Genomic DNA, 19,675 nt, shown 5'->3' on the forward strand with positions numbered 1-19,675 from the left:
AGTCACCACAGAAGGTAGCCCGTTATGTCCTACGATTATCAAGGTATTGCCAGCGTCATTACTGCATCACGTCACCTGGGAACCGGCTCAGACGAACACCTCAATGAGTCGGTGAACATCCAATTGACCAGCAGCGGCAAGCCGACGATTGCGCGCCTGAGCTTCGACAAGCCCCTGCAATGGCCCGGTCACCCCAACTTTGTCGCGGTCAACCTGCCGGACGGCACCTCGATTGGCGGCGTCATTATGGAAATCGAAAGAGCGAATGACGGCCCGGGTTGGGTGACTTTTACCGTGGACGACTGACACGTGCGAGTGTCGCCAGCACGGCCATCGAATTGTCAGACAACTTTTTTGAATCTTCTTTGACGCCAAATATCTGTACTTCATGAGCAACAGGAGGCCTCATGAAAGCGAGCGATCTATTTACCATCGAGTATCAGCTTCACGGGGTGCCGAAGTCTTTCATCGTTCGCGCGCCGCAGATGGACAACGCCCAGGCCTGGCACTGGGCCAGCTGCGACGCCGGCGTCGCAGTGATACCCAAATTTGGCCAGAACACGCTCAAGCGCGTTTCCAAGCCGATGGCCGAGCAATATGGAATTACTCATGTGCGCTGGAACAGCGCGGCAGAGATTCAATGGATGGAGGAACTCAAGCAATGACCCGTCAAACCCTTCAATACTCCACGAGACAGGCGTGGGATGACCAAATCGCGCACACCACCGAGATGTTTTTCGAAGCCGATCGACTCGAAGCGGCGGCCTACAACATCATCGAATCCTACAGCGGTGACACGGCGACCTGGGCACGCTTCAGCCAGGCCAAGCAGACCGCCGACAGACAACGCGCCGCCGCGCATCAAGAATGGATGCGAATACAGCGGGTGATGCGCAACTAGTCAGCCGCCAGCCCTGTCACGGCAGGGCTGGCTTGCTGGCCTCATACACCCGACTCTGGATCCTTCGACGGGCCGCCGAGGGCAACCGCGCCTTGATTGACATCAGGCTCCCAGGGCCGGGCGACATTCGGGTCTTCTGATTTGTCATTTCGTTTCGCCGTCTCGGGGCGTACTTTCTGCCCGGTAGGGGCGCCTTCAGGTCGCTTCAACTGATCGCCCATGCAGCCTCCTCAATCGCTCACGTGCAGGACAACCTTGCCGTGCACATGCCCGTTGGCCAGAAAGTCTAATGCCTCTACTGCCGCCGCCAGCTCAAACTGCCTGGCGATATAGACCTGCACATTGCCCGCCTCGATCAACCCGGCAATCTCGGTCAACTCTTCGCCGCGCGGCGCCGCCGTAAACCGCGTACCGGTCTTGCCCGCGGCCTGCGGATGATGGGCATCGGGCTGGGTCAGGGTCGACACCAGCCGCCCGCCCTCGCCCAGCACCTGCCATGAGCGCGCTTGCGTATCGCCGCCAATCAAGTCGATGACCAGGTCAAAGTCCTGGCAGATGTCTTCGAAACGCTCGGTCTTGTAGTCAATCGCACGGTCCACGCCCAGCTCACGCAAAAACGCCAGGCTGTCGGTGGATGCCGTGGCGTAGACCTGCGCGCCCTTGACCTTGGCAAATTGAACGGCGAAGTGCCCCACACCGCCGGTGCCACCGTGGATCAGGACCTTTTGCCCCTGCTCGATGTGGCCATGCTCCACCAACGCCTGCCAGGCGGTATGGCCCGCCAGTGGCACACCGGCGGCGACCGGCCAATCGAGCGCGGCCGGAATGCGCGCCAGATGCGCGGCAGGCACGCGGGCGTATTCGGCGTAGCCGCCATCGGCGCCGATCATTGCAAAGACCCGGTCGCCCGGTTTGAAATCACTTACACCCTGCCCGACCTTCTCGACCACACCGGCCACTTCGCGGCCCAGGGTCAACGGCAGTTTGTCTTGCTTGACCTCGGGGTATTGGCCCTGGCGAATCTTGTAGTCCACCGGGTTGATACCCACAAAAAAATTCTTCACGAGCACTTCGCCCGTTTTCGGTTCCGGCACTTCGACATCGCGTAGCTGCATGACCTCGGGGCCGCCGAACCGCTCAATCCTGATTGCTTTCATGCCACACCCCTCATTGTCTTTTCAGAACACACAGGGGTGTGGAGGACTGTCGGCAACCCGGGGTTCAGTGGGTGTTGGTTTATGCAGACCAACGGTTCGGTCTGCCCTGCGAAAGCGCCTACGCGTTTTGCTCCGCATAGGCGCTTTGTGTGAGGGTTATTTACAGCCGATACGGCCCGGCAACTGGCCCTGCTTCGCCTTCAGCGCAGCCTGCACCGGCTGCGGCAAATTGCTCCAGAAGGTCAGCCCCGAACGCTCTTCGATTTGGTTCACGGTGACCTGGTAGTCGCAGAAGTTGGCGCCTTTGGGCGTCTCCTGGTTCATCACAAACGATGCGTACACACCGTTTTCGGGCGAGCTGCCGACAAAGATGATTTTCCAGTAGCCACTGGGAATGGTGTGCACTTTGTTTGTGCCCGGCAGCGTGCCGACAAAATGCTCATACAGCGGCCCGGTGGTGACATACACCTGGTCGACGCCCGCCTGCTTGCTGAGGTTGCGCTCCTGATCTTCAAGATGCGCCCAGGGCCCCTGGTTGAGGTCGGACTTCTGCGGGGTGATGTTGGACAAATAATTGAGCGTCTGCCAGTCAGGCACGCCCGCCATGGAGGCGAGGTTGGCCTGATGGCCACGGTCGACTTTGAGCGCGACATTCGCGCCGTTGTAATCCACCGGGTCGAGCGTTTCCCCGGCCGGAATGTCCGGATCCGTCTTCCAATCGCGCGGGCGTCCGCTCGCCGGGGTGTCCTTGGTGATTTTGTACGAGACCCAGTTGGCAAACTTGGTCGAGCCGTTGTTGTTCAGCGTGTAGGCCTGACGTTTCAACGTCAGAGGGCTGCCGCCGGCCGGACAGCCCACCGCGCAGTTGTCGAACTGCAACGCTTGCTGTGGCTGTGGCTGTGGCTGAGGCTGGGCAATGACTGCCGATTCGCGGTTTCTATCCGGTGTGGTACAGGCGGCAACGAGCGGGATCAACAGAAACGCGAGGTGCTTGAACTTCATACTTCCTTGCATGGTGTAGCTCCTTGGGTGAATCAATGACAGAGGTCAATGGAAAGCCGACCGTTGCGATTCCATCGCGGGTCGACATAAACATTAAACCACTTTAAACATTTCAATATGAGGAAGGCTTTCAGGTCGTTTGAAAAAACGGATTCGACATTGCCTTACCAGGCGTTGAGGTCATTCAACGCGGCCTAGCAAAAAACAAGGTGGCCATCGAGGCGATGGGCTCAGAGGTGAATAGCGATGCAGGCGGGATTTTCGGCTGGTCATCCTGTTATCGACTGCCGTGGATGGGTTGATGGCGTTCATTAAACGGACGCTGCAACGCAGGCCGTTTTTTGCAGGGAGCCCTGCGTGATGGGATGGCAACTCGGGATTGGCGCGCGGCCTTTTGAGCCGCCGCCTTTATCGAAGACAAACCCGCGTGAAGAAGCTAGGGCATAAAGCCCTAGCAGGTATCACTTTTTCTTTTTCGGCGATTTCTCTGACTTCTCGGTTTTTTCTGACTTCTTCGCCTTTTCTGGCTTGCTATCCGCTTTTTTTACAGACTTCTTTGGTTCGGCTTTTACAGATTTCTTCGGTTCGGCCTCTTTTTTCTTGTCTTTCTTCTCGGAAGACTTTGAAAGAGCCGATGCTGCTGCGGATTTTTTTGCGGGTGAGGACTTTTTGTCTTTCAATTCCTTGCTGGCTTTCGAAGCGTCACCTTTGCTTTTCTTCTCGTCTTTAGCCACGTTGCCCACCTCTCGGAGTATGCCGATATTGGCAAATCGCCTGTGCAATTCGTCACAAGCTAATCGTTAGGTAAGCGTGTTCAGCGGCGGTTCAAATTTTTGCTGTGTCGAAATCGACTGACCGATTGGGTGTCGCCTTTGCAGATCCAGGTTTTCCGCAATCTTGTATCGGGACCGTACGGCACAACGGCGAGCAATCCCTTCTGGTTGGCAACAGGCGTGGTGTGAACGCCCCCGTCGCCGACGAAATAATGAACGCGTGGCGGCCTCACGTTTCAGAACGGTATGCGCCAAGCTTTGATTGACGGGAGATAGGCAATGGGGGTCGCGTTAGAGCGGCCCGCTGATGATGAACGAATTGAAAAAACAATGACCGCTTAATCTCAAACCGCCAACGAACTACCCGTCACGAACATTACAGCTATCAACCTGGAGACACGCCATGCGACCTCAAACATCTTTTATATTCGACCTCGATGGCACGCTCACCGACAGCGTTTACCAAAACGTGGCGGCGTGGAAAGAGGCACTTGATTCCGAGGGCATCCCGCTGGCTATGTGGCGTATCCATCGCAAGATCGGCATGAGCGGAGGGCTCATGTTAAAGACCCTGTCGCGTGAAACGGGTGTAACCATTACTGCAGCGCAAGGCGCGACGTTAAGTAAAAAACATGCCGCTGCCTACGAGGCCCTCAAAGGCCAGATAACGGCACTTCCAGGTTCAGTCGAGTTATTAAAAACACTGACTGAAGAAAATAAACAGTGGTGCATCGCCACCAGCGGCGGTTTGTCTACTGCCAAGATTAATTTAGAAGCGCTTGGCTTGGATATTAACGAGATCAATATAATCACCCGCGACGATGTTAAATACGGCAAGCCGGATCCAGATCTTTTCCTTGCCGCAGCGCGCAAGCTCAACGTGCCGATTGAGGATTGTGTGGTAGTGGGAGATGCCATATGGGACATGCTTGCGGCAAGGCGTTGCAAAGCGACAGGCGTCGGCTTGCTTTCCGGAGGCTACGATATCAGCGAGCTTGAAAGAGCCGGAGCGCTGAGGGTGTACGAGGACCCGCAAGATCTTTTGCAGCATTTAGAGGAAGTCGCCTCCAGGCCGTGATTTCCCACAACCATCCAGGTTTTTAACAGCCGTATGACGCTGCCCGATGGATATCCAAAGCGCTGTAATCGAATGGTGTGCCAAAACCCTATTCAAGCAGCCCGGCAGGCACACAATGAAATCGACTGAAGGGACTCTCCAATGAGCGCAAACTGCAAACCCTATGGGATCAACACGCTGTGCGCGGCGGTGTTGGCTCCATTGCTCGCCGCCTGTGCGGGCAACAACTCGCCCTCTAACGTTGTTGCGCCGGGGGATACCAAATCGCCCACTACGCAGTCTCTGGATGCAGGCGCTGCACTGCTTCAATCACGCCCGCCGATAGACGCATTGAATGCGTACCTGGATGGCTTCCATTTTTATAACGGCCATATGGATGCCCAGATGGAGGCCCACCATTACTGCGCCATCCTCAACGAGGAAGTCATCCAGTGTGTGATCTACGATGGCAATCGCAAGGACGCCAAACTGATGGGGGTCGAGTACATCATCAGCGAACAATTGTTTGCCGGTCTGCCCAAAGCCGAGCAAGCGCTTTGGCACAGTCATGTTCACGAGGTGAAATCAGGTCAGCTCATAGCGCCCGGCATCCCTGAAGTAGCCGAGCATGCACTGATGGAAAAGCTCGTCCATACCTATGGCAAGACGTGGCATACCTGGCATACCGATCTCATTAAAGACCTGCCCCTGGGCGTGCCTCAGCTCATGATGGGTTTCACAGCAGATGGGCAGGCAGACCCTCAGATGGTTGCAGATAGGGACCGTCGATTCGGCGTCGATAGCGCGCAAAAGAAGAACGCGCGAGTGGACATACCGGCCCCCGCCGTTGCGCCAGGCGCGGATGGGTGGCGTCAGGGCAAGGTTTTCCAGATCGTTGATCCGACGAACACGCCGCATCAGCACTGACGTCATCGCGCATTAAACGCCAATAAGAAAAAGGCGCTCCGAAGAGCGCCTTAAAGGGAATTATTGCAGGCTTACTTGACGCTGGTCTGGCTTGCCGGCGGTACCGATCTGGATGCGTTTTGGCTTGGCTTCTTCGGGAATCACTCGAAGCAGCTCGATTGCCAACAGACCATGGGTGAGCGATGCACCCTGCACCTCGATATGGTCAGCCAGCCGGAAGGACAAGCGGAACGCCCGCTGCGCAATCCCTTGGTGAAGGTAAGTCACCTTCTCGTCGTTTTCACGTTTTCCACCAGAAACGTTCAATACGCCATTTTCAACCTGAATGTCTATGTCCTCCTCAGTAAGGCCCGCCACTGCAATCACGATGCGGTATTGATCATCACCGTGTTTCTCGACGTTATGAGGTGGATAGGTGTTACCGGCCTCGCTACGAAGCGCCGATTCAAACAGGTCGTTGAAGCGATCAAAACCCACAGACTGACGAAACAGAGGGGCCAAAGAGAGAGTAGTAGCCATAGCAAAATCTCCTGAGTTTTCTCCAAGTGATTTAAGACGCGACCCGTTTGCGGCATCGCGTAAAACCGAAAATAGGTACTACCAAAACATTTTCAAGGGCATCTCGAAAAAAATTTTCCAACTCAAAATCTAGGGTGAAAGCCTTGCGCACAGCGTGCCGCGCAGGCGCAGGTCTGAACCGATTTTCTCTCGCCAGAACGCGCCTGCAGCGAGTGAATGCGTCAGCTGCTTGAGGGCAGCGCTTACTACTCAGACAGGTCGCGGTGCCGCAAAAGCCAGCAAAGCAGGCCCAGTACCAGTGTCGCGAAACCTAGCGCCGCGATGGTCGAAGCCGGAGTGACGGCCGAATCGAGGATGACAAATTTTCGGCTCAGGGCCAGCAACGCAATCATCAGTACCGTTCTGACCTGCACGACGCTGTTTCGCCTGAGGGCGGGTCGCACTATCGAATGCTTGAATTCCAAGGCAATCAATACCGTGAAAATGGAGCCGAATAACGCTTGGAATGCGTTGTGATCCAGCGGATCAATGGCTCCCCCTATCAGAAGGGGCACTACATTCCTGCAGAGTTGCAACACGGCGATAACGATCACCAGCGCTATGATCAGGCTCAGCGTCAGCACCACCAGTTGCTCGAAGCGTTCATAGGCGCTCATCAACGCCCACTGGATTTTAAAGTTTTTGAATGTCGAGTTATTCTCACGATTTTCTGGATGAAGCTTAGACACGACCTCTCTCCTCTTGTCTTGGAGGACTTATGTAAGACGCTCGAAGTAAGTTCATGAAAAGATAGCTATTGCCTTGAGTTTCAGGACTGCTGATCTGCGCTTGAGATGCGCACCGTTTCACGGGTTGATCAGGTAGGGGCATACGAATTTAATATCAAGGACGCCTATTGAAAAAGTCAGAGCTTCCAGTCAAAACCTGTGCTACCTGTGGGCTTCCGTTCACATGGCGAAAGAAATGGGCCCGTTGCTGGGACGAAGTACGCTATTGCTCGGAGCGTTGCAGACGCGGCAAATCACTCAAATCCTGAATAAAAAAAAGGGCTCTTTAAGCCCTTTTTGTGTTCAAGCGGAGTTTACTTGGTCAGCCAGGACTCAACCGTGTCAGCGCCGTGCTTGCTTTTCCACTCTTTCAAGCCTTTGTGATTACCACCTTTGGTTTCAATGGTTTCTCCAGTGTGCGGGTTTTTATAAACCTTCACCTGACGAGCTTTGCGGGTGCCCGCTTTTGGCGCCGGTGCAGTAGCGCGGCCCTGGGATTGTGGATCGAGCAGGTTGATCACGTCTTTGAGGCTATAGCCATACTTTGCGAGCAAATCGCGAAGCTTGGTTTCAAATTCAATTTCTTTCTTTAGACCGGCGTCGCCTTTAAGCGCTTCGAGCGCTTGAAGTTGCTCAGCCAGGTGTTTTTCGAGTTGACGAAATTCTGCGAGTTTAGACATGGGAGACCTCTTCTAGATGTGTTGTTACGTTACACCAAAAAAGACATGTGCATGAACTGGTAAACCTGTCGACACGCGTCCGGGGTCATGAATTGAATCCCATAGAAAGAGTAAGTTCAGCTACCGGGAGAATAGAAATCCCGTGCCTGGACCGTATCTACCGGCAGTAAACAGTCCAAAGCTGATCGACACGGGTCGTGAAACGTTGGCTCATCATGTCTCTTCGCATGCCCCAATCCGGTTCGATAGGCACGCCGGCCAAGCGCATCGTCCCCCTGCTCCACCGGCGTCCGTTCTTATTAGGTTAAATCGTTTCCAGCGAAAGCAACTCGTCGAATGTCTGGCGACGACGAATGACCTTGACCACGCCGCCATCCAACATTAACTCCGGGATTAACGGTCGGGTGTTGTAATTGGATGACATGCTGGCACCGTAGGCGCCGCAGTCATGGAAAACCAACAAATCATCCATTTGCAGATCCGGCAATAATTGGTGATCGATTTCGGCGTTGCTCTGCTGAGTGAATACATCACCAGCCTCGCACAGCGAACCGGCCACCACGGTATTGCGCCACAACTCCCGATCAGACACAGGGACTTTCTGAAGCGCGGTGATCCGGTGAAAACTGCCATACATGGCCGGCCGTATCAGGTCGTTGAAGCCTGAGTTCACCAGCACGAAATGGTTCGTCCCGACATCCTTTTTAGCCCTGACTTGCGCCACCAGGCACCCGGACTCGGCGACCAGAATGCGCCCCGGCTCGATCTCCAGTGTCACTGAGTGCCCAAGATGTTTTTCAATCTTGCGACGGGCAAGATCCCAGATGCGGAAATACGCGTCGATGTCGATCTGCGGGTCATCGTCGCGATAGGCGACCGGCAGTCCGCCCCCTGCCGAGATCGCCGAAATATCGAACGGGCAGCGCAGCACGTGCTCGACCATGCTTTCGCACACACGTTGCAGATGCTCGTAATCGACGCCCGAGCCGATGTGCATATGCAACCCCACCAACTCCAGACCGTAGGTTTCGATCAGTTGATAGCAGACATCCAGGTTTTCATGCCAGTTGCCGTGCTTACTGCTTTGGCCGCCGGTATTGGTTTTTCGGCTATGGCCGTGACCGAATCCCGGATTGATCCGCAACCAGACTTTATGCCCGGGACTCGCCTTGCCCAGTTGTTCCAGCATTTGCGGTGAGCCGGCATTGACCGGAATGTTCAGTTCGATGACCCGCCGCAGCGTCGCTTCGTCCAGGACATCACAGGTGTAGACAATTTGGGCATGATCCCCGTCGTTACGAAATCCGGCTCTATGGGCTCGTTCAATTTCACCCAGGGACACGGCATCGACCATGGCGCCCAGGCTTTTCATCAATTTGAGTATCTGAATGTTCGGGTTGGCTTTCTGCGCATAGCGAATCACATCGAATGCATGCAACTGTGCAGTCCGACGACGAATCGAATCGGCGTCATACAGCCAGAAGGGCGTACCGAACTCGTGGGCCAGTTGGTTGATCAGCGAATCGTTGATGTTGTTCACAGTAAACACTCGTTCAAAGAGCCGGGGGCGTTAATTCGTACCAGACGTAAGCTTTTCGGGAATGCCGACCAAATCATGCATGTCCATAAGTTGCTCACTCACATAGGTCGATTCCAACTAATCCATTCGTAAACTTGATCCGCCTGCAGCTCTCGCAGGGTCCTGATGCCCGTATCGGCGCTGCTGAATAACAGACGCACGACCGCACATCTGAGGGGAACAGAGTGGTAGAGATTTATTTGTCGAGGCCAGTGTAAATACATGGCCAGCACATTCAAAATATCGGTTTTTTTTAGGTATATTTCATTTCTGATATACCCTCGACAAGGCTGAAATGGGCTCGCGTGCTATGCGAGCCTGCATTTTTCAATGGATTCAGGCCGTATCTGTGTTGGGGGACGTAGTGAAATTCAGTTTCAGGCAAGTCGAAATATTCTGGGCGATCATGACCACCGGCAGCGTGACCAAAGCCGCGGCATTGCTCAAAACCTCACAGCCAACCGTCAGCCGTGAAATCGCACGATTCGAGCATGTCCTGGGGCTCAAATTGTTTGAACGAACACAAGCGCGCTTGCAGCCAACCACTCAGGCGCTGAGCTTGTTTGAGGAGGTGAAAACCTCCTATTACGGGCTCGAACGCATCCACAATGCGGCGCTATCGATCAAGAATTTCCAGAGCAGTCTCACAATCGCATGCCTGCCTGCCTTTTCGCAGAGCCTGTTGCCCTATGTGTGTGGTCGGTTCATCAAGGCGTTTCCGGAAGTGAACATCAACATCACCCCGCAGGAGTCACCACTGCTCGAAGAATGGATGACGGCCCAACGGCATGATTTCGGACTGACTGAAAACAGCGAAACACCGTCAGGTACCCGATGTGAAAACATCTTCACAGGCGATGAAGTGTGCGTGCTGCCATCCAATCATCCGCTGTGCGGCAAAAAGGTAATTACGCCCCTGGATATGGCCGGTATCAATATGATCAGCCTTTCGGGTCAGGACCCGTACCGGATCATCCTCGACAAGATACTTGCCCAAGCCCAAGTCAAATGTCGCACGGTCATAGAAACCCACAGCGCAGCGGCCGTTTGCTTCTTCGTTCAGCACAACGTCGGTGTCGGCATTATCAATCCATTGACGGCCTTGAGTTTTGCCAGTCAGGGTGTGTGCTTGCGGCGGTTTTCGATTTCGATACCATTTTCCGTCAACCTCATCACACCGTTGTATCGGCCACAGACGTCAGTAGCCATGTCCTTCATTGATGAGATGAAGTTGAGCACCGGTGAATTACACCAACAGCTTCATACTTTGCTGGGGTAGCGATGATGTTCATGACAAGTCGTCCCCATGTAATTGTTCGCTTTTAAAAAGCTGCGCCAATCGGAGCTGCTGTCTTGGGTGCCCTGGTCGGAGTGAACCATCACTTCCTGTTTCGGTTTTCGCCTCCACACCGTCATCAATAACGCACCATGGCAAAAATCACTGGTCATTTGAGACTTCATTGACCAACCGACGACCTGACGAGAAACAGACCCCGCACCACCCACCAGATGACAAGTGCTGCATGTTGCTCATGGGTGAAATGACTATTGGTGAGTGTCCGCCTCTTCAGCCGGATAAAACTCGCCCTCCTTCCCCATCTTTTTCAACCGTTCGCGCACGATCAACTCAACGCTGGCCACTGCCGTCTGATCGTCAGGGTTGACCAACTGCAAGCACAGGCGTTGGACATTCTGGTCGTGCGTGCCCTCGCTCATCATTTCGTGAGTGAAGACTTGTTCACCACGCCATAGGCACAGCTGGGTATGCGTCTCGCCCAGCCATATCTCGTTGATTGATCCAAGGTCGGCCGTCGCCAGTTGATCCACGGTGATTGTCTTATCCATAGCGCTGTACCTTACCGATGAGTAGATACAGGTAGACTTGCAGGCGTAGTGGGTCGTTCCCGGCGTCGGCCGTTCAACCGCACCAGTGGTGGCCAACCACGCGCCAAACGAAAAAACACGCCGAAGCGTCTATTGCGTAAATCCAGGCATTGCCTCCCGTGCAATTATTGCCCCCGGGTACTGAATGACTCGCCCGGCCAGTCGATGACCTTCGGCAGCCGCTTGCTGCGGTATGCCTCCTTGCAGCCGACAGGCCAGGTAAGCGGCACTGAACGCATCACCGGCGGCGGTAGAATCAATCACCCTGGCAACCCTGGTCGCAGCGACTTCGTGCAACGCCCCCTGGTGCTGAACCAGACAGCTCTGCGCACCGCGCTTGATCACCACCTCATTCACCCCCATTTGCCGGTAGCGTTTGAAGATCGACTCGACGTCGGCCTCCTCGAACAGGGCCTGCTCATCGTCAAGGGTCAACAAGGCCAGATCCAGATGAGGCAGCAGGCGTTGATAGGTCTCTGTCGCCTGCTGACGGTCGCGCCACAGGCGGGGCCGGTAGTTATTGTCGAATACCAGTTTGGCACCGCGCGCACGCGCCGCGATCAATCGCGGCAACACGCGATCAAGTCCCGCCTCACCGAGCACGGCCAGTGTGATGCCGCTCAGATAGAACACGCGATAGTCGTCCAGCGCCGTCAATACCTGCGCAGCCGCAGCCTGGGTAAAACACTCGCGGACGGCGGCTTCGTTGCGCCAATACAAAAAACGCCTTTCGCCCTGGGCGTCAGTCTGGATGCAATACAACCCCGGCAGGCGTCCCGGCAGACGCTGCACCAGCGACAGGTCCAGCCCCTCACTGGCCCAGGCGGCACACATGGCATCGCTGAAACTGTCATCGCCCAGCGCCGTGACATAAGACACCTGCCATTTGGCAGCGAGCAGGCGACGCAAATAAACGGCCGTGTTCAGCGTATCGCCGCCAAAGCTCTGGTTTAGTTGGCCATCAGAGCGTTGTTGCACTTCGATCATGCATTCGCCGATCAGGGCAATACGCAGAGCCGCTTGGGGCGGCGCAATGAAAGTCATGACGTTCAATTATCCGATGCGGTTCATAAACAGCCCCTCGCACGGGAAGGGCCGAGGCATAAAACGGTGTTCAAGCGAAGATCAGTTGCACCTTCGCCGCTTTGCTTTTGTCGCCGGCCAGCTCCAGTGCCTCAACCACCTGGTGCTGATTGAACTCAGCGGACAGCAGCGGCAGCGGATCGATACGGCCACTCTCCAGCCAACGCACCGATGTGGTGAATTCGTCGATAAAACGGAACGAGCCGACCAATTTGATTTCTTTGACCAGCAGCAGGCCCAGCGGCATCTCGACCGTGTTGTGGCCCATGCCCACTTGCACCACCGTGCCTTTGGGACGCGTGAACGCTGCCGTGGAGGCGATGGCTGCCGGTGAACCGGAGGCTTCGAAGCAGACATCGAAGTACCCACCCTCCTCGGCCCATGACGCGGTGCGTGCGGTGTCGGTCGGGTCCACGGCGAGCGTCGCGCCCATTTGCAGGGCCAGTTCGCGGCAGCGCTCGCTCATGTCGGTGGCAACCACTTCGGCGGCACCCGCCTTGAGCGCGGCCGCCATCACCAGGCACCCGATCGGGCCGGAGCCGGTGACCAGGACCTTTTTGCCCACCAGGTCACCGGCCTGATGCACCGCGTGAATGGCGACAGCCAACGGCTCGGCGAACACCATCACGCTGTCTTTGGAGCTGTCGGCGTACGGCACGCATTGCTGCTCAGTCACGGCGACGTAGTCGGAAAAACCACCGTTCACATGGGGGTTGAATTGCGCGCTGCCCATGAACTTCATGCTGCGACAGACATTCTGTTTGCCCTCCAGGCACAGTGCGCAGCGGTTGCACGGCTGCGACGGGTTGACTGCGATCCGCTGCCCCACCTTCAGCGTGCTGCCCGTGGGCACGGCGGCAATCACCCCGATGAACTCGTGCCCCAGCACCAGCGGGTTCTTGAGGATCGACATGCCCGCCTTGGCATGCTGGTAATAATGAATATCGGAGCCGCAGATCCCGCCGCGACTGACCTTGACCAGGACCTGCTCCTCGTCGGAGTACGCCAGGGGCAGCGATGTATGGCGTACGTCCTTGATCCCGTAGGCGACACAGGCGCGGTTTTCGATTGTATGAATGGCCATTGCGATTTACCTCATGCCTGGGAAGGTTTGCCCAGCGGGCGGTCGGATTCAGGTGCGGATTTGGATTGCTTGTTTGGCAGCTCGACGACTTCGATCTTGCCCACCAGAAAGGTGTAAGCGAGCAGCCCCATCAATGCCACGGCGGCGATGTAAAACATGGCGTACTGAAAGCTGTGGGTGCGTTCCAGAATCACCCCGATAACAATCGGGCTGATGATCCCCGACAAATTGCCGAAGATATTCAAAAAACCGCCCAGCGTGCCGATCAGGTGCCGTGGAATGACGTCACTGCACACCACCCAGCCAAGATTGGAGAAGGCATTGGCGAAGAACGCCACGGACAGAATCGCGATGGCAATCACCGGCTGGTCTTCGAAAAAATTCACCAGGCAAATGCTGGTCGTTACCGCCAGCCCGCACATCACCGGAATCTTGCGCGCCTTGGTGCGCGAATGACCGCGCTTGAGCAGCATATCGCTGAGTACGCCGCCACACAGCACGCCGCACATGGCCATCAGATACGGGAACATGGCGCCGATCCCGGCGGTGGCAATCGACAGGCCCAGGCCTTTTTCCAGATAAACGATGAACCAGGTGAGGAAGAAATACAGGGTCGACGACGCGGCGAACTGAGCGATAAACAACCCCCACACCGTCGGCTGACGCAGCACGTGGCGTACGTCCGGCCAGTTGACCCTGGTGCTGTTGCCTCGCTGGTTGGCCGAACCATAGCCACCACCGTCGCGGATCATGTCCAGTTCTGCCTGATTGGCTTTGGTGCTGTGCTGGGGATCGCGATAGGCGATCAGCCAATAGATGCCGAAGACGATGCCCACTGCCCCAGAGAGGTAGAAGGACGCTTCCCAGCCCCAGGTGGCGACGATGTAAGACAGCACCGGCGTCAGCACCGCCAGGCCAATGTACTGCGCGCTCGAATAGACCGCAGTGGCTCGCGCCCGCTCATGGTCGGGGAACCAGTTGGCGATGATCTTGGTGTTGGAAGGAAACGATGGGGCTTCAGCGACGCCGATCAGCGCGCGGCAGACCAGCAGCATCACAAACGACGCCGACGCGGTGGCGAACATATGATGGGAAGCGAAGCCCATGACAAATGTGAACGCACTCCACAGGATAATCGCGCTGCCGTACAAGCGTCGTGGCCCCACGCGGTCGAGTACGTAGCCGACAGGCACCTGGCTCATGGCGTAGAACCAGGTGAACATCGAAAACAGCAGGCCAAACTGGGTCGGCGACAAGGCGAACTGGCTTTGAATCGCCGAGCCGGCTACCGACAGGTTGGCGCGGTCCATATAGTTGATTGCCGTGACCACAAACAGCATGGCCAAGACCGAAAGTCTTGCGCGTGTGGGTTTCATCGCTCTACCTATTTATTTGTATTTATCAGGTAAGTGCTTGCGCCCGCGGGCATGGCGAACAGGCAATGCCCGCCTTATCGAACGGACCCGATCAGAGCGTGGCCAGCCAGCCTCCATCGACATAAATAATTTGGCCGCTCACATAGTTGGAGGCCTGGGATGAGAGGTAGACCGCCGTGCCGATCAACTCATCGGGGCGCCCCCAGCGTTGGGTCGGGTTGCTGCTTTTAACCCAATGATCGAAGTCCGGATTGTCCACCAGGGCCGCGTTCATTTCGGTCAGGATGTAACCCGGCCCGATGGCGTTGCACTGGATATTGAACTGCGCCCATTCAGCGGCCATGGCCTTGGTCAGCATCTTGATGCCACCCTTGGCAGCCGTATAAGGCGCAACCGTGGCGCGGGCCGCTTCGCTGGTCAGGGAGCCGATGTTGATGATCTTGCCGCCACGCCCAGCGGCCACCAGACGCTTGGCCACGGCCCGGCCAACGATGAAGGCACTGGTCAAGTTGACGTCCAGCACTCGCTGCCAATCGGCCAGCGCCAACTCGAGCATCGGCTGACGGTGCTGGATACCTGCGTTGTTGATCACGATATCGACCAGCACGCCCTGGCTGTCGAGTTCGCGGAACATCGCCTCCACCGCCGCTTCATCCGCGACATTGAACAGATGACCCGTGGCGCGATGCCCCTTGGCAGCGAGCTGGCCGACGGCGTCTTCCAGACGCGCCGCGTCGGTGCCATTGAGGATCACCGTGGCACCCGCCTCTGCAAGCCCAAGTGCGTAGGAGAAACCCAGGCCGCGAGTGGAACCGGTTATCAGTGCGGTGCGTCCGCTCAAATCGAAAAGTGATGACATGATTTCCTCGGTGTTCAGCGTTTTTATTCTTGGAACAAAGCCCCGATACGCCTGGCGACGCCACAACTTAACTAATAAGTTGGCCGTAAAAATACGAACTCATGGGACAACCTGAGGCTATCCTGATCTCGAATCGGCGCAATAATCAAGAAAAAAATCCACTTTCTCCCCTTCAATGTATTTACTTCTTAGATTTATTGGCGGAAGGTGCTAAAAGAATCAAACTTATGTGACGAGTTGAAAACCACAAAAATGAACCGTGAAATCGTCAAAACGCAAAACACCGTCAACGCTGTTTACGAGCAGATGAAGCACAACATTCTGGAGGGTCTCTGGCCGCCCGGCAGCAAGCTGCCCTCCGAATCCGAGCTGATCGCCACCTTCGACGTGAGTCGGGTCAGTGTGCGCAGCGCGGTCCAGCGGTTGCGCGGCCTGGGCATCGTGGTAACGCATCAGGGCAAGGGCACCTTCGTCATCAAGGACCTTGAGCAGCACGGCGTGCTCAATGACAGCCAGCCGATCATGCATCTGTCCCAGGAAGAATTCGAAGACATGCGGGTGTTTCGCGAGGCCGTGGAGTTTCGCTGCATGGAACTAGCAGTCAAGCACGCCACCAGCGACGACATCGCCCTGCTGGAAGCGGCCCTGAACCGGATGCTGGTGAACAAGGACGATTACAAGCGCTATTCCCAGGCCGACTTTGATTTCCACTACGCCATCGTCAAGGCCTCGCACAACAAGATCTTCATCCATGCCATGGATTCGATCCGGCACATCTACCTGTATTACCTCGAAGAGTTGAATCGCGTTCTGGGGGTCACCCTGGAAAGCGTCAATGCGCACATCAAGGTCTACATGGCGATTAAAAACCATGACGCCGTGGCTGCGGCCGAGACCCTCAACGAGGCGATGGCCAACAACGTAGACGCGATCAACGAGGCACGGCTCATCGAGTCACGCAGCAATGCCGGCGACGGATTCAAGACATAAGCAAACGACAGCTCAATGGGAGAGCGAGATGGAATCCATAACAATCACAAATGTAAAAACGATTCTCACCGCGCCAGGCGGCATTGATCTGGTGGTGGTAAAAGTGGAAACCAACCAGCCGGGGCTCTACGGCCTGGGCTGTGCAACGTTTACCCAGCGTATCTTCGCGGTCGAGGCGGCCATCGAGCAGTACATGAAACCCTTCTTGATCGGCAAGGATGCGCTGCGCACCGAAGACATCTGGCAGTCGGCGGCCGTCAGCGGTTACTGGCGCTCCGGGCCGATCATGAACAATGCACTGTCCGGTGTGGACATGGCGCTGTGGGACATCAAGGGCAAGGTCGCCGGGTTGCCGGTCTACCAGATGCTCGGTGGCCGCTGCCGCGATGGCGTGCCGTTGTACCGCCACTGTGACGGTGAAGATGAAGTCGCAGTGGAAGACAGCATTCGCGCAGCCATGGAAGAAGGCTATCAGCACGTGCGCTGCCAGATGGGCATGTACGGAGGCTCCGGCACCGAAGACCTGAAGCTGATCGCCGGCAAGCTGGCCAGGGCGAAAAACATCCAACCGAAAATCTCACCGCGCAACAAGACCCACGGTATCTACTTCGATCCGGATGCCTACTTGCGTGCCGTGCCCAAACTGTTCGATCACCTGCGCGACAAGCTGGGTTTCGGTGTCGAGTTCATTCACGACGTGCATGAACGCGTGTCGCCGATCGCCGCCGTGCAATTGGCGAAGAACCTCGAACAACACCAGTTGTTTTTCCTCGAAGACCCTGTTGCACCGGAAAACATCGAGTGGTTGAAAACCCTGCGCGCACAGAGTTCGACCCCGATTTCCATGGGTGAACTGTTCACCAACGTCAACGAATTCAAGCCACTGATCCAGAACAACCTGATCGACTTTATCCGTTGCCATGTCAGCACGGTCGGCGGCATTACACCGGCGAAAAAAATCGCCACCTTCGCCGAGTTCCACGGTGTGCGCACGGCGTGGCATGGCCCGGGCGATATCTCGCCGGTCGGCGTGGCCGCCAACCTGCACCTGGACCTGAGCACCACCAACTTCGGCATCCAGGAATGGACCCCGCTCAACGACAATCTGCTGGACGTATTCCCTGGCTGCCCGGAAATCGACCGTGGCTACGCCTACCTCAGTGACCGGCCGGGTATCGGCGTGGACATCGACGAGGAAAAAGCCAAGCGCTATCCGTGCCAGGGCGGCATTCCAAGCTGGACCAATGCACGCCTGCCGGACGGCACGGCGGCGCGTCCCTGAAAGGTCCCGGGGGCGACGTCGGTCACCCCTCGCCTGGCGTCTGCGCCAAGGCCCCGGCGCTGATCCGCTGCACCTGAATGCAACACCCTCGATTACAACAATAATGAAGGGCTATTCATGAACACCATCAAAGAGACTGCTCTCTCGGCAGGAGACACCCGTGCCACCCGCGGGTCCAAGTCCGAGCGCTTTGCGATCAAACGCTGGCTCTACCTGATCCCGCTGATCTTCATCACTTACAGCCTGGCCTACCTCGATCGGGCCAACTACGGCTTCGCCGCCGCCTCCGGTATCGAGCAGGACCTGAACATCAGCAAGGGCACGTCCTCGCTGATCGGTTCGCTGTTCTTTCTAGGCTATTTCTTCTTCCAAGTGCCCGGCGCCATCTATGCCCAACGCTACAGCGTGCGCAAACTGGTGTTCTGCAGCCTGATCCTGTGGGGCTTCTGCGCCATGGCCACGGGCCTGGTGACCAATATCCCGATGCTGATGATCATTCGATTCTCACTCGGGGTGGTGGAGGCGGCAGTGATGCCGGCGATGCTGATCTTCATCAGCAACTGGTTCACCCGCAAGGAACGCTCACGCGCCAATACCTTTCTGATCCTCGGCAACCCGATCACCGTGTTATGGATGTCGGTGGTTTCCGGCTACCTGATCCACGCCTGGGGCTGGCGAGAAATGTTCATTATCGAAGGCGCGCCGGCGGTGCTCTGGGCGTTTGTCTGGTGGCGTCTGGCGCGGGATAAACCCGAGGAAGTCAGTTGGCTGACTCGCGAGGAGAAAGACCGACTGGCCGCCACGCTGGCCGACGAACAAAAAAACATGAAGGTGATGCGCAACTACCGTCAGGCATTTACCTCACCCTTGGTGATCAAGCTGTGTCTGGTGCATGCACTGTGGAGCATCGGCGTGTACGGCTTCATCATGTGGCTGCCATCGATCATCAAGCAGGCCTCGGCGTCTGACATCGTCACCACCGGCTGGCTGAGTGCCGTGCCTTACGTGGCCGCAGTAGTGACCATGCTGGCGGTCTCCTGGGCCTCGGACAAAACCGGGCAGCGTAAGCTGTTCGTCTGGCCGCTGCTGGCCCTCGGCGCCTTGGCTTTTCTGGGTTCTTACTTGCTGGGTTCGACGCACTTCTGGCTGTCATTCACTCTGCTGACCATTGCGGCGGCGGCGATGTACGCACCTTACGGCCCCTTCTTTGCGTTGATTCCGGAGTTGCTGCCGGCCAACGTATTCGGTGGCGCCATCGGGCTGATCAATGCCTGTGGCGCGCTGGGCGCGTTTCTCGGTTCGTGGATCGTCGGCTACCTCATCGGCCTGACAGGCAATCCGGGAGCGGCCTATATTTTCATGACCGCAGGCATGCTGGCGGCGGCCGTCATCATGGGGTTAGTGGTGGTAAGCGAGAACCGCAGGTAATAAGACCACTGCTGAAATGATCGGATGGCCCCAGGACAACGATAGCGAGCCCGGGGCCTCGAACTTCCGGTGTCGGCCCTGCTTTGGGCGAAGTCGGTCCCAGTGGGGCGCATTGAGCGCTGTGCCTTGCGGCGTTCAAAACAGTCAGCGCCTGGTTGTTATCACTGCCCTCCTGAATGCCATAAGGCACACCAGGCGTCACGTGCGCCACAAACCATAGCGCCATCAACCTGGCGCTCTCAGTCAACTCTGACCGCTGCGTTCAAGCAACAGCAAAGCTCAAGAATTAAAGTTGAAGCGCCAGGGGAAGCAACCCCAGCTCACAAC

The 19,675-nt window shown here is 56.6% G+C and carries 23 protein-coding genes and 2 pseudogenes; 10 read left to right on the forward strand and 15 right to left on the reverse strand.

Translation table 11 applies throughout. The features are described 5' to 3' along the window. Window positions 1-24 precede the first annotated feature (24 nt). From ACM530_RS28905 to ACM530_RS28915, 3 genes are all read left to right on the forward strand, one after another. Window positions 25-306: a hypothetical protein gene (locus tag ACM530_RS28905; RefSeq protein WP_145163558.1), complete on the forward strand. Its 282-nt coding sequence runs from the start codon at window positions 25-27 to the stop codon at window positions 304-306. Between the two features lie 101 nt (window positions 307-407). Next, complete coding sequence (locus tag ACM530_RS28910) at window positions 408-665, forward strand: DUF6555 family protein (RefSeq protein WP_416363829.1); 258 nt, start codon at window positions 408-410, stop codon at window positions 663-665. Beyond that, entirely contained in the window at window positions 662-901 is a 240-nt protein-coding gene (locus tag ACM530_RS28915) for a hypothetical protein (RefSeq protein WP_416363831.1), read from the forward strand. The genes ACM530_RS28910 and ACM530_RS28915 overlap by 4 nt, the downstream gene beginning before the upstream one ends. 41 nt (window positions 902-942) lie before the next feature. Here ACM530_RS28915 and ACM530_RS28920 read toward each other — a convergent pair whose 3' ends face one another. The 4 genes from ACM530_RS28920 to ACM530_RS28935 all read right to left on the reverse strand — a co-directional run bounded on the left by ACM530_RS28920 (window position 943) and on the right by ACM530_RS28935 (window position 3,803). After that, window positions 943-1,122, reverse strand: a complete 180-nt coding sequence (locus tag ACM530_RS28920) for a hypothetical protein (RefSeq protein ID WP_369302682.1) — start codon at window positions 1,120-1,122, stop codon at window positions 943-945. A gap of 9 nt (window positions 1,123-1,131) precedes the next feature. Further along, entirely contained in the window at window positions 1,132-2,058 is a 927-nt protein-coding gene (locus ACM530_RS28925; protein ID WP_262206179.1) for an NADP-dependent oxidoreductase, read from the reverse strand. 156 nt (window positions 2,059-2,214) lie between these two features. Next, on the reverse strand, window positions 2,215-3,072 hold the full coding sequence (locus ACM530_RS28930) for a DNA/RNA non-specific endonuclease (protein WP_416363833.1): 858 nt from the start codon (window positions 3,070-3,072) through the stop codon (window positions 2,215-2,217). Between the two features lie 449 nt (window positions 3,073-3,521). Continuing rightward, window positions 3,522-3,803, reverse strand: a complete 282-nt coding sequence (locus tag ACM530_RS28935; RefSeq protein ID WP_262206181.1) for a hypothetical protein — start codon at window positions 3,801-3,803, stop codon at window positions 3,522-3,524. Between the two features lie 433 nt (window positions 3,804-4,236). Between ACM530_RS28935 and ACM530_RS28940 the strand changes: the two genes are divergently transcribed. Both ACM530_RS28940 and ACM530_RS28945 read left to right on the forward strand, forming a co-directional pair. Next, a complete protein-coding gene (locus ACM530_RS28940; protein ID WP_145163545.1) occupies window positions 4,237-4,911 on the forward strand; it encodes an HAD family hydrolase in 675 nt (224 codons plus the stop codon). 141 nt (window positions 4,912-5,052) lie between these two features. After that, complete coding sequence (locus ACM530_RS28945; RefSeq protein ID WP_416363835.1) at window positions 5,053-5,817, forward strand: OBAP family protein; 765 nt, start codon at window positions 5,053-5,055, stop codon at window positions 5,815-5,817. Window positions 5,818-5,877: 60 nt separating this feature from the next. Here ACM530_RS28945 and ACM530_RS28950 read toward each other — a convergent pair whose 3' ends face one another. Beyond that, on the reverse strand, window positions 5,878-6,336 hold the full coding sequence (locus tag ACM530_RS28950) for an Hsp20 family protein (RefSeq protein WP_145163542.1): 459 nt from the start codon (window positions 6,334-6,336) through the stop codon (window positions 5,878-5,880). A 245-nt stretch (window positions 6,337-6,581) separates the two neighbouring features. Beyond that, the gene (locus ACM530_RS28955; RefSeq protein WP_124528285.1) at window positions 6,582-6,992 is read right to left on the reverse strand and encodes a phosphate-starvation-inducible PsiE family protein; all 411 of its coding nucleotides are present in this window, start codon (window positions 6,990-6,992) and stop codon (window positions 6,582-6,584) included. A 239-nt stretch (window positions 6,993-7,231) separates the two neighbouring features. Here ACM530_RS28955 and ACM530_RS28960 point away from each other — a divergent pair, with 239 nt between their 5' ends. After that, window positions 7,232-7,372, forward strand: a complete 141-nt coding sequence (locus ACM530_RS28960) for a DUF2256 domain-containing protein (RefSeq protein ID WP_242200127.1) — start codon at window positions 7,232-7,234, stop codon at window positions 7,370-7,372. 45 nt (window positions 7,373-7,417) lie between these two features. Here the strand turns inward: ACM530_RS28960 and ACM530_RS28965 are convergent, their stop codons facing one another. The 3 genes and pseudogenes from ACM530_RS28965 to lysA all read right to left on the reverse strand — a co-directional run bounded on the left by ACM530_RS28965 (window position 7,418) and on the right by lysA (window position 9,323). Then, window positions 7,418-7,783 carry a histone-like nucleoid-structuring protein, MvaT/MvaU family gene (locus ACM530_RS28965; RefSeq protein ID WP_416363836.1) on the reverse strand — a complete coding sequence of 122 codons (366 nt, stop codon included), beginning with the start codon at window positions 7,781-7,783 and terminating at the stop codon, window positions 7,418-7,420. Window positions 7,784-7,940: 157 nt separating this feature from the next. After that, window positions 7,941-8,069, reverse strand: a pseudogene (locus ACM530_RS28970) (DUF4113 domain-containing protein); the annotation flags it as partial. An 18-nt stretch (window positions 8,070-8,087) separates the two neighbouring features. Continuing rightward, the gene (lysA, locus tag ACM530_RS28975) at window positions 8,088-9,323 is read right to left on the reverse strand and encodes a diaminopimelate decarboxylase (protein WP_416363837.1); all 1,236 of its coding nucleotides are present in this window, start codon (window positions 9,321-9,323) and stop codon (window positions 8,088-8,090) included. 403 nt (window positions 9,324-9,726) lie between these two features. Between lysA and ACM530_RS28980 the strand changes: the two genes are divergently transcribed. Further along, a complete protein-coding gene (locus ACM530_RS28980) occupies window positions 9,727-10,641 on the forward strand; it encodes a LysR family transcriptional regulator (RefSeq protein WP_416363838.1) in 915 nt (304 codons plus the stop codon). 5 nt (window positions 10,642-10,646) lie between these two features. Here ACM530_RS28980 and ACM530_RS28985 read toward each other — a convergent pair. The 6 genes and pseudogenes from ACM530_RS28985 to ACM530_RS29010 all read right to left on the reverse strand — a co-directional run. Beyond that, window positions 10,647-10,847, reverse strand: a pseudogene (locus ACM530_RS28985) (DDE-type integrase/transposase/recombinase); the annotation flags it as partial. 60 nt (window positions 10,848-10,907) lie between these two features. Further along, the gene (locus ACM530_RS28990) at window positions 10,908-11,207 is read right to left on the reverse strand and encodes a hypothetical protein (RefSeq protein WP_416363839.1); all 300 of its coding nucleotides are present in this window, start codon (window positions 11,205-11,207) and stop codon (window positions 10,908-10,910) included. Between the two features lie 129 nt (window positions 11,208-11,336). Beyond that, window positions 11,337-12,290: a sugar kinase gene (locus ACM530_RS28995; RefSeq protein ID WP_416363840.1), complete on the reverse strand. Its 954-nt coding sequence runs from the start codon at window positions 12,288-12,290 to the stop codon at window positions 11,337-11,339. A 70-nt stretch (window positions 12,291-12,360) separates the two neighbouring features. Next, on the reverse strand, window positions 12,361-13,413 hold the full coding sequence (gene idnD, locus ACM530_RS29000; protein WP_416363841.1) for an L-idonate 5-dehydrogenase: 1,053 nt from the start codon (window positions 13,411-13,413) through the stop codon (window positions 12,361-12,363). 11 nt (window positions 13,414-13,424) lie between these two features. Continuing rightward, window positions 13,425-14,789, reverse strand: coding sequence for an MFS transporter (locus ACM530_RS29005; RefSeq protein ID WP_416363842.1), 1,365 nt, complete (start codon window positions 14,787-14,789; stop codon window positions 13,425-13,427). A 91-nt stretch (window positions 14,790-14,880) separates the two neighbouring features. After that, on the reverse strand, window positions 14,881-15,648 hold the full coding sequence (locus ACM530_RS29010; RefSeq protein ID WP_404487665.1) for an SDR family oxidoreductase: 768 nt from the start codon (window positions 15,646-15,648) through the stop codon (window positions 14,881-14,883). Between the two features lie 252 nt (window positions 15,649-15,900). On the opposite strand from ACM530_RS29010, the gene ACM530_RS29015 reads away from it, so the two are divergent. From ACM530_RS29015 to ACM530_RS29025, 3 genes are all read left to right on the forward strand, one after another. Beyond that, window positions 15,901-16,638, forward strand: coding sequence for a FadR/GntR family transcriptional regulator (locus ACM530_RS29015; protein WP_177017707.1), 738 nt, complete (start codon window positions 15,901-15,903; stop codon window positions 16,636-16,638). Between the two features lie 28 nt (window positions 16,639-16,666). After that, entirely contained in the window at window positions 16,667-17,920 is a 1,254-nt protein-coding gene (locus ACM530_RS29020) for an enolase C-terminal domain-like protein (protein ID WP_145163522.1), read from the forward strand. Window positions 17,921-18,037: 117 nt separating this feature from the next. Beyond that, entirely contained in the window at window positions 18,038-19,348 is a 1,311-nt protein-coding gene (locus ACM530_RS29025) for an MFS transporter (protein WP_145163520.1), read from the forward strand. The last annotated feature ends 327 nt before the right edge of the window (window positions 19,349-19,675 follow it).

Source organism: Pseudomonas sp. NFX183, from assembly GCF_047943075.1.
Lineage (GTDB): Bacteria > Pseudomonadota > Gammaproteobacteria > Pseudomonadales > Pseudomonadaceae > Aquipseudomonas.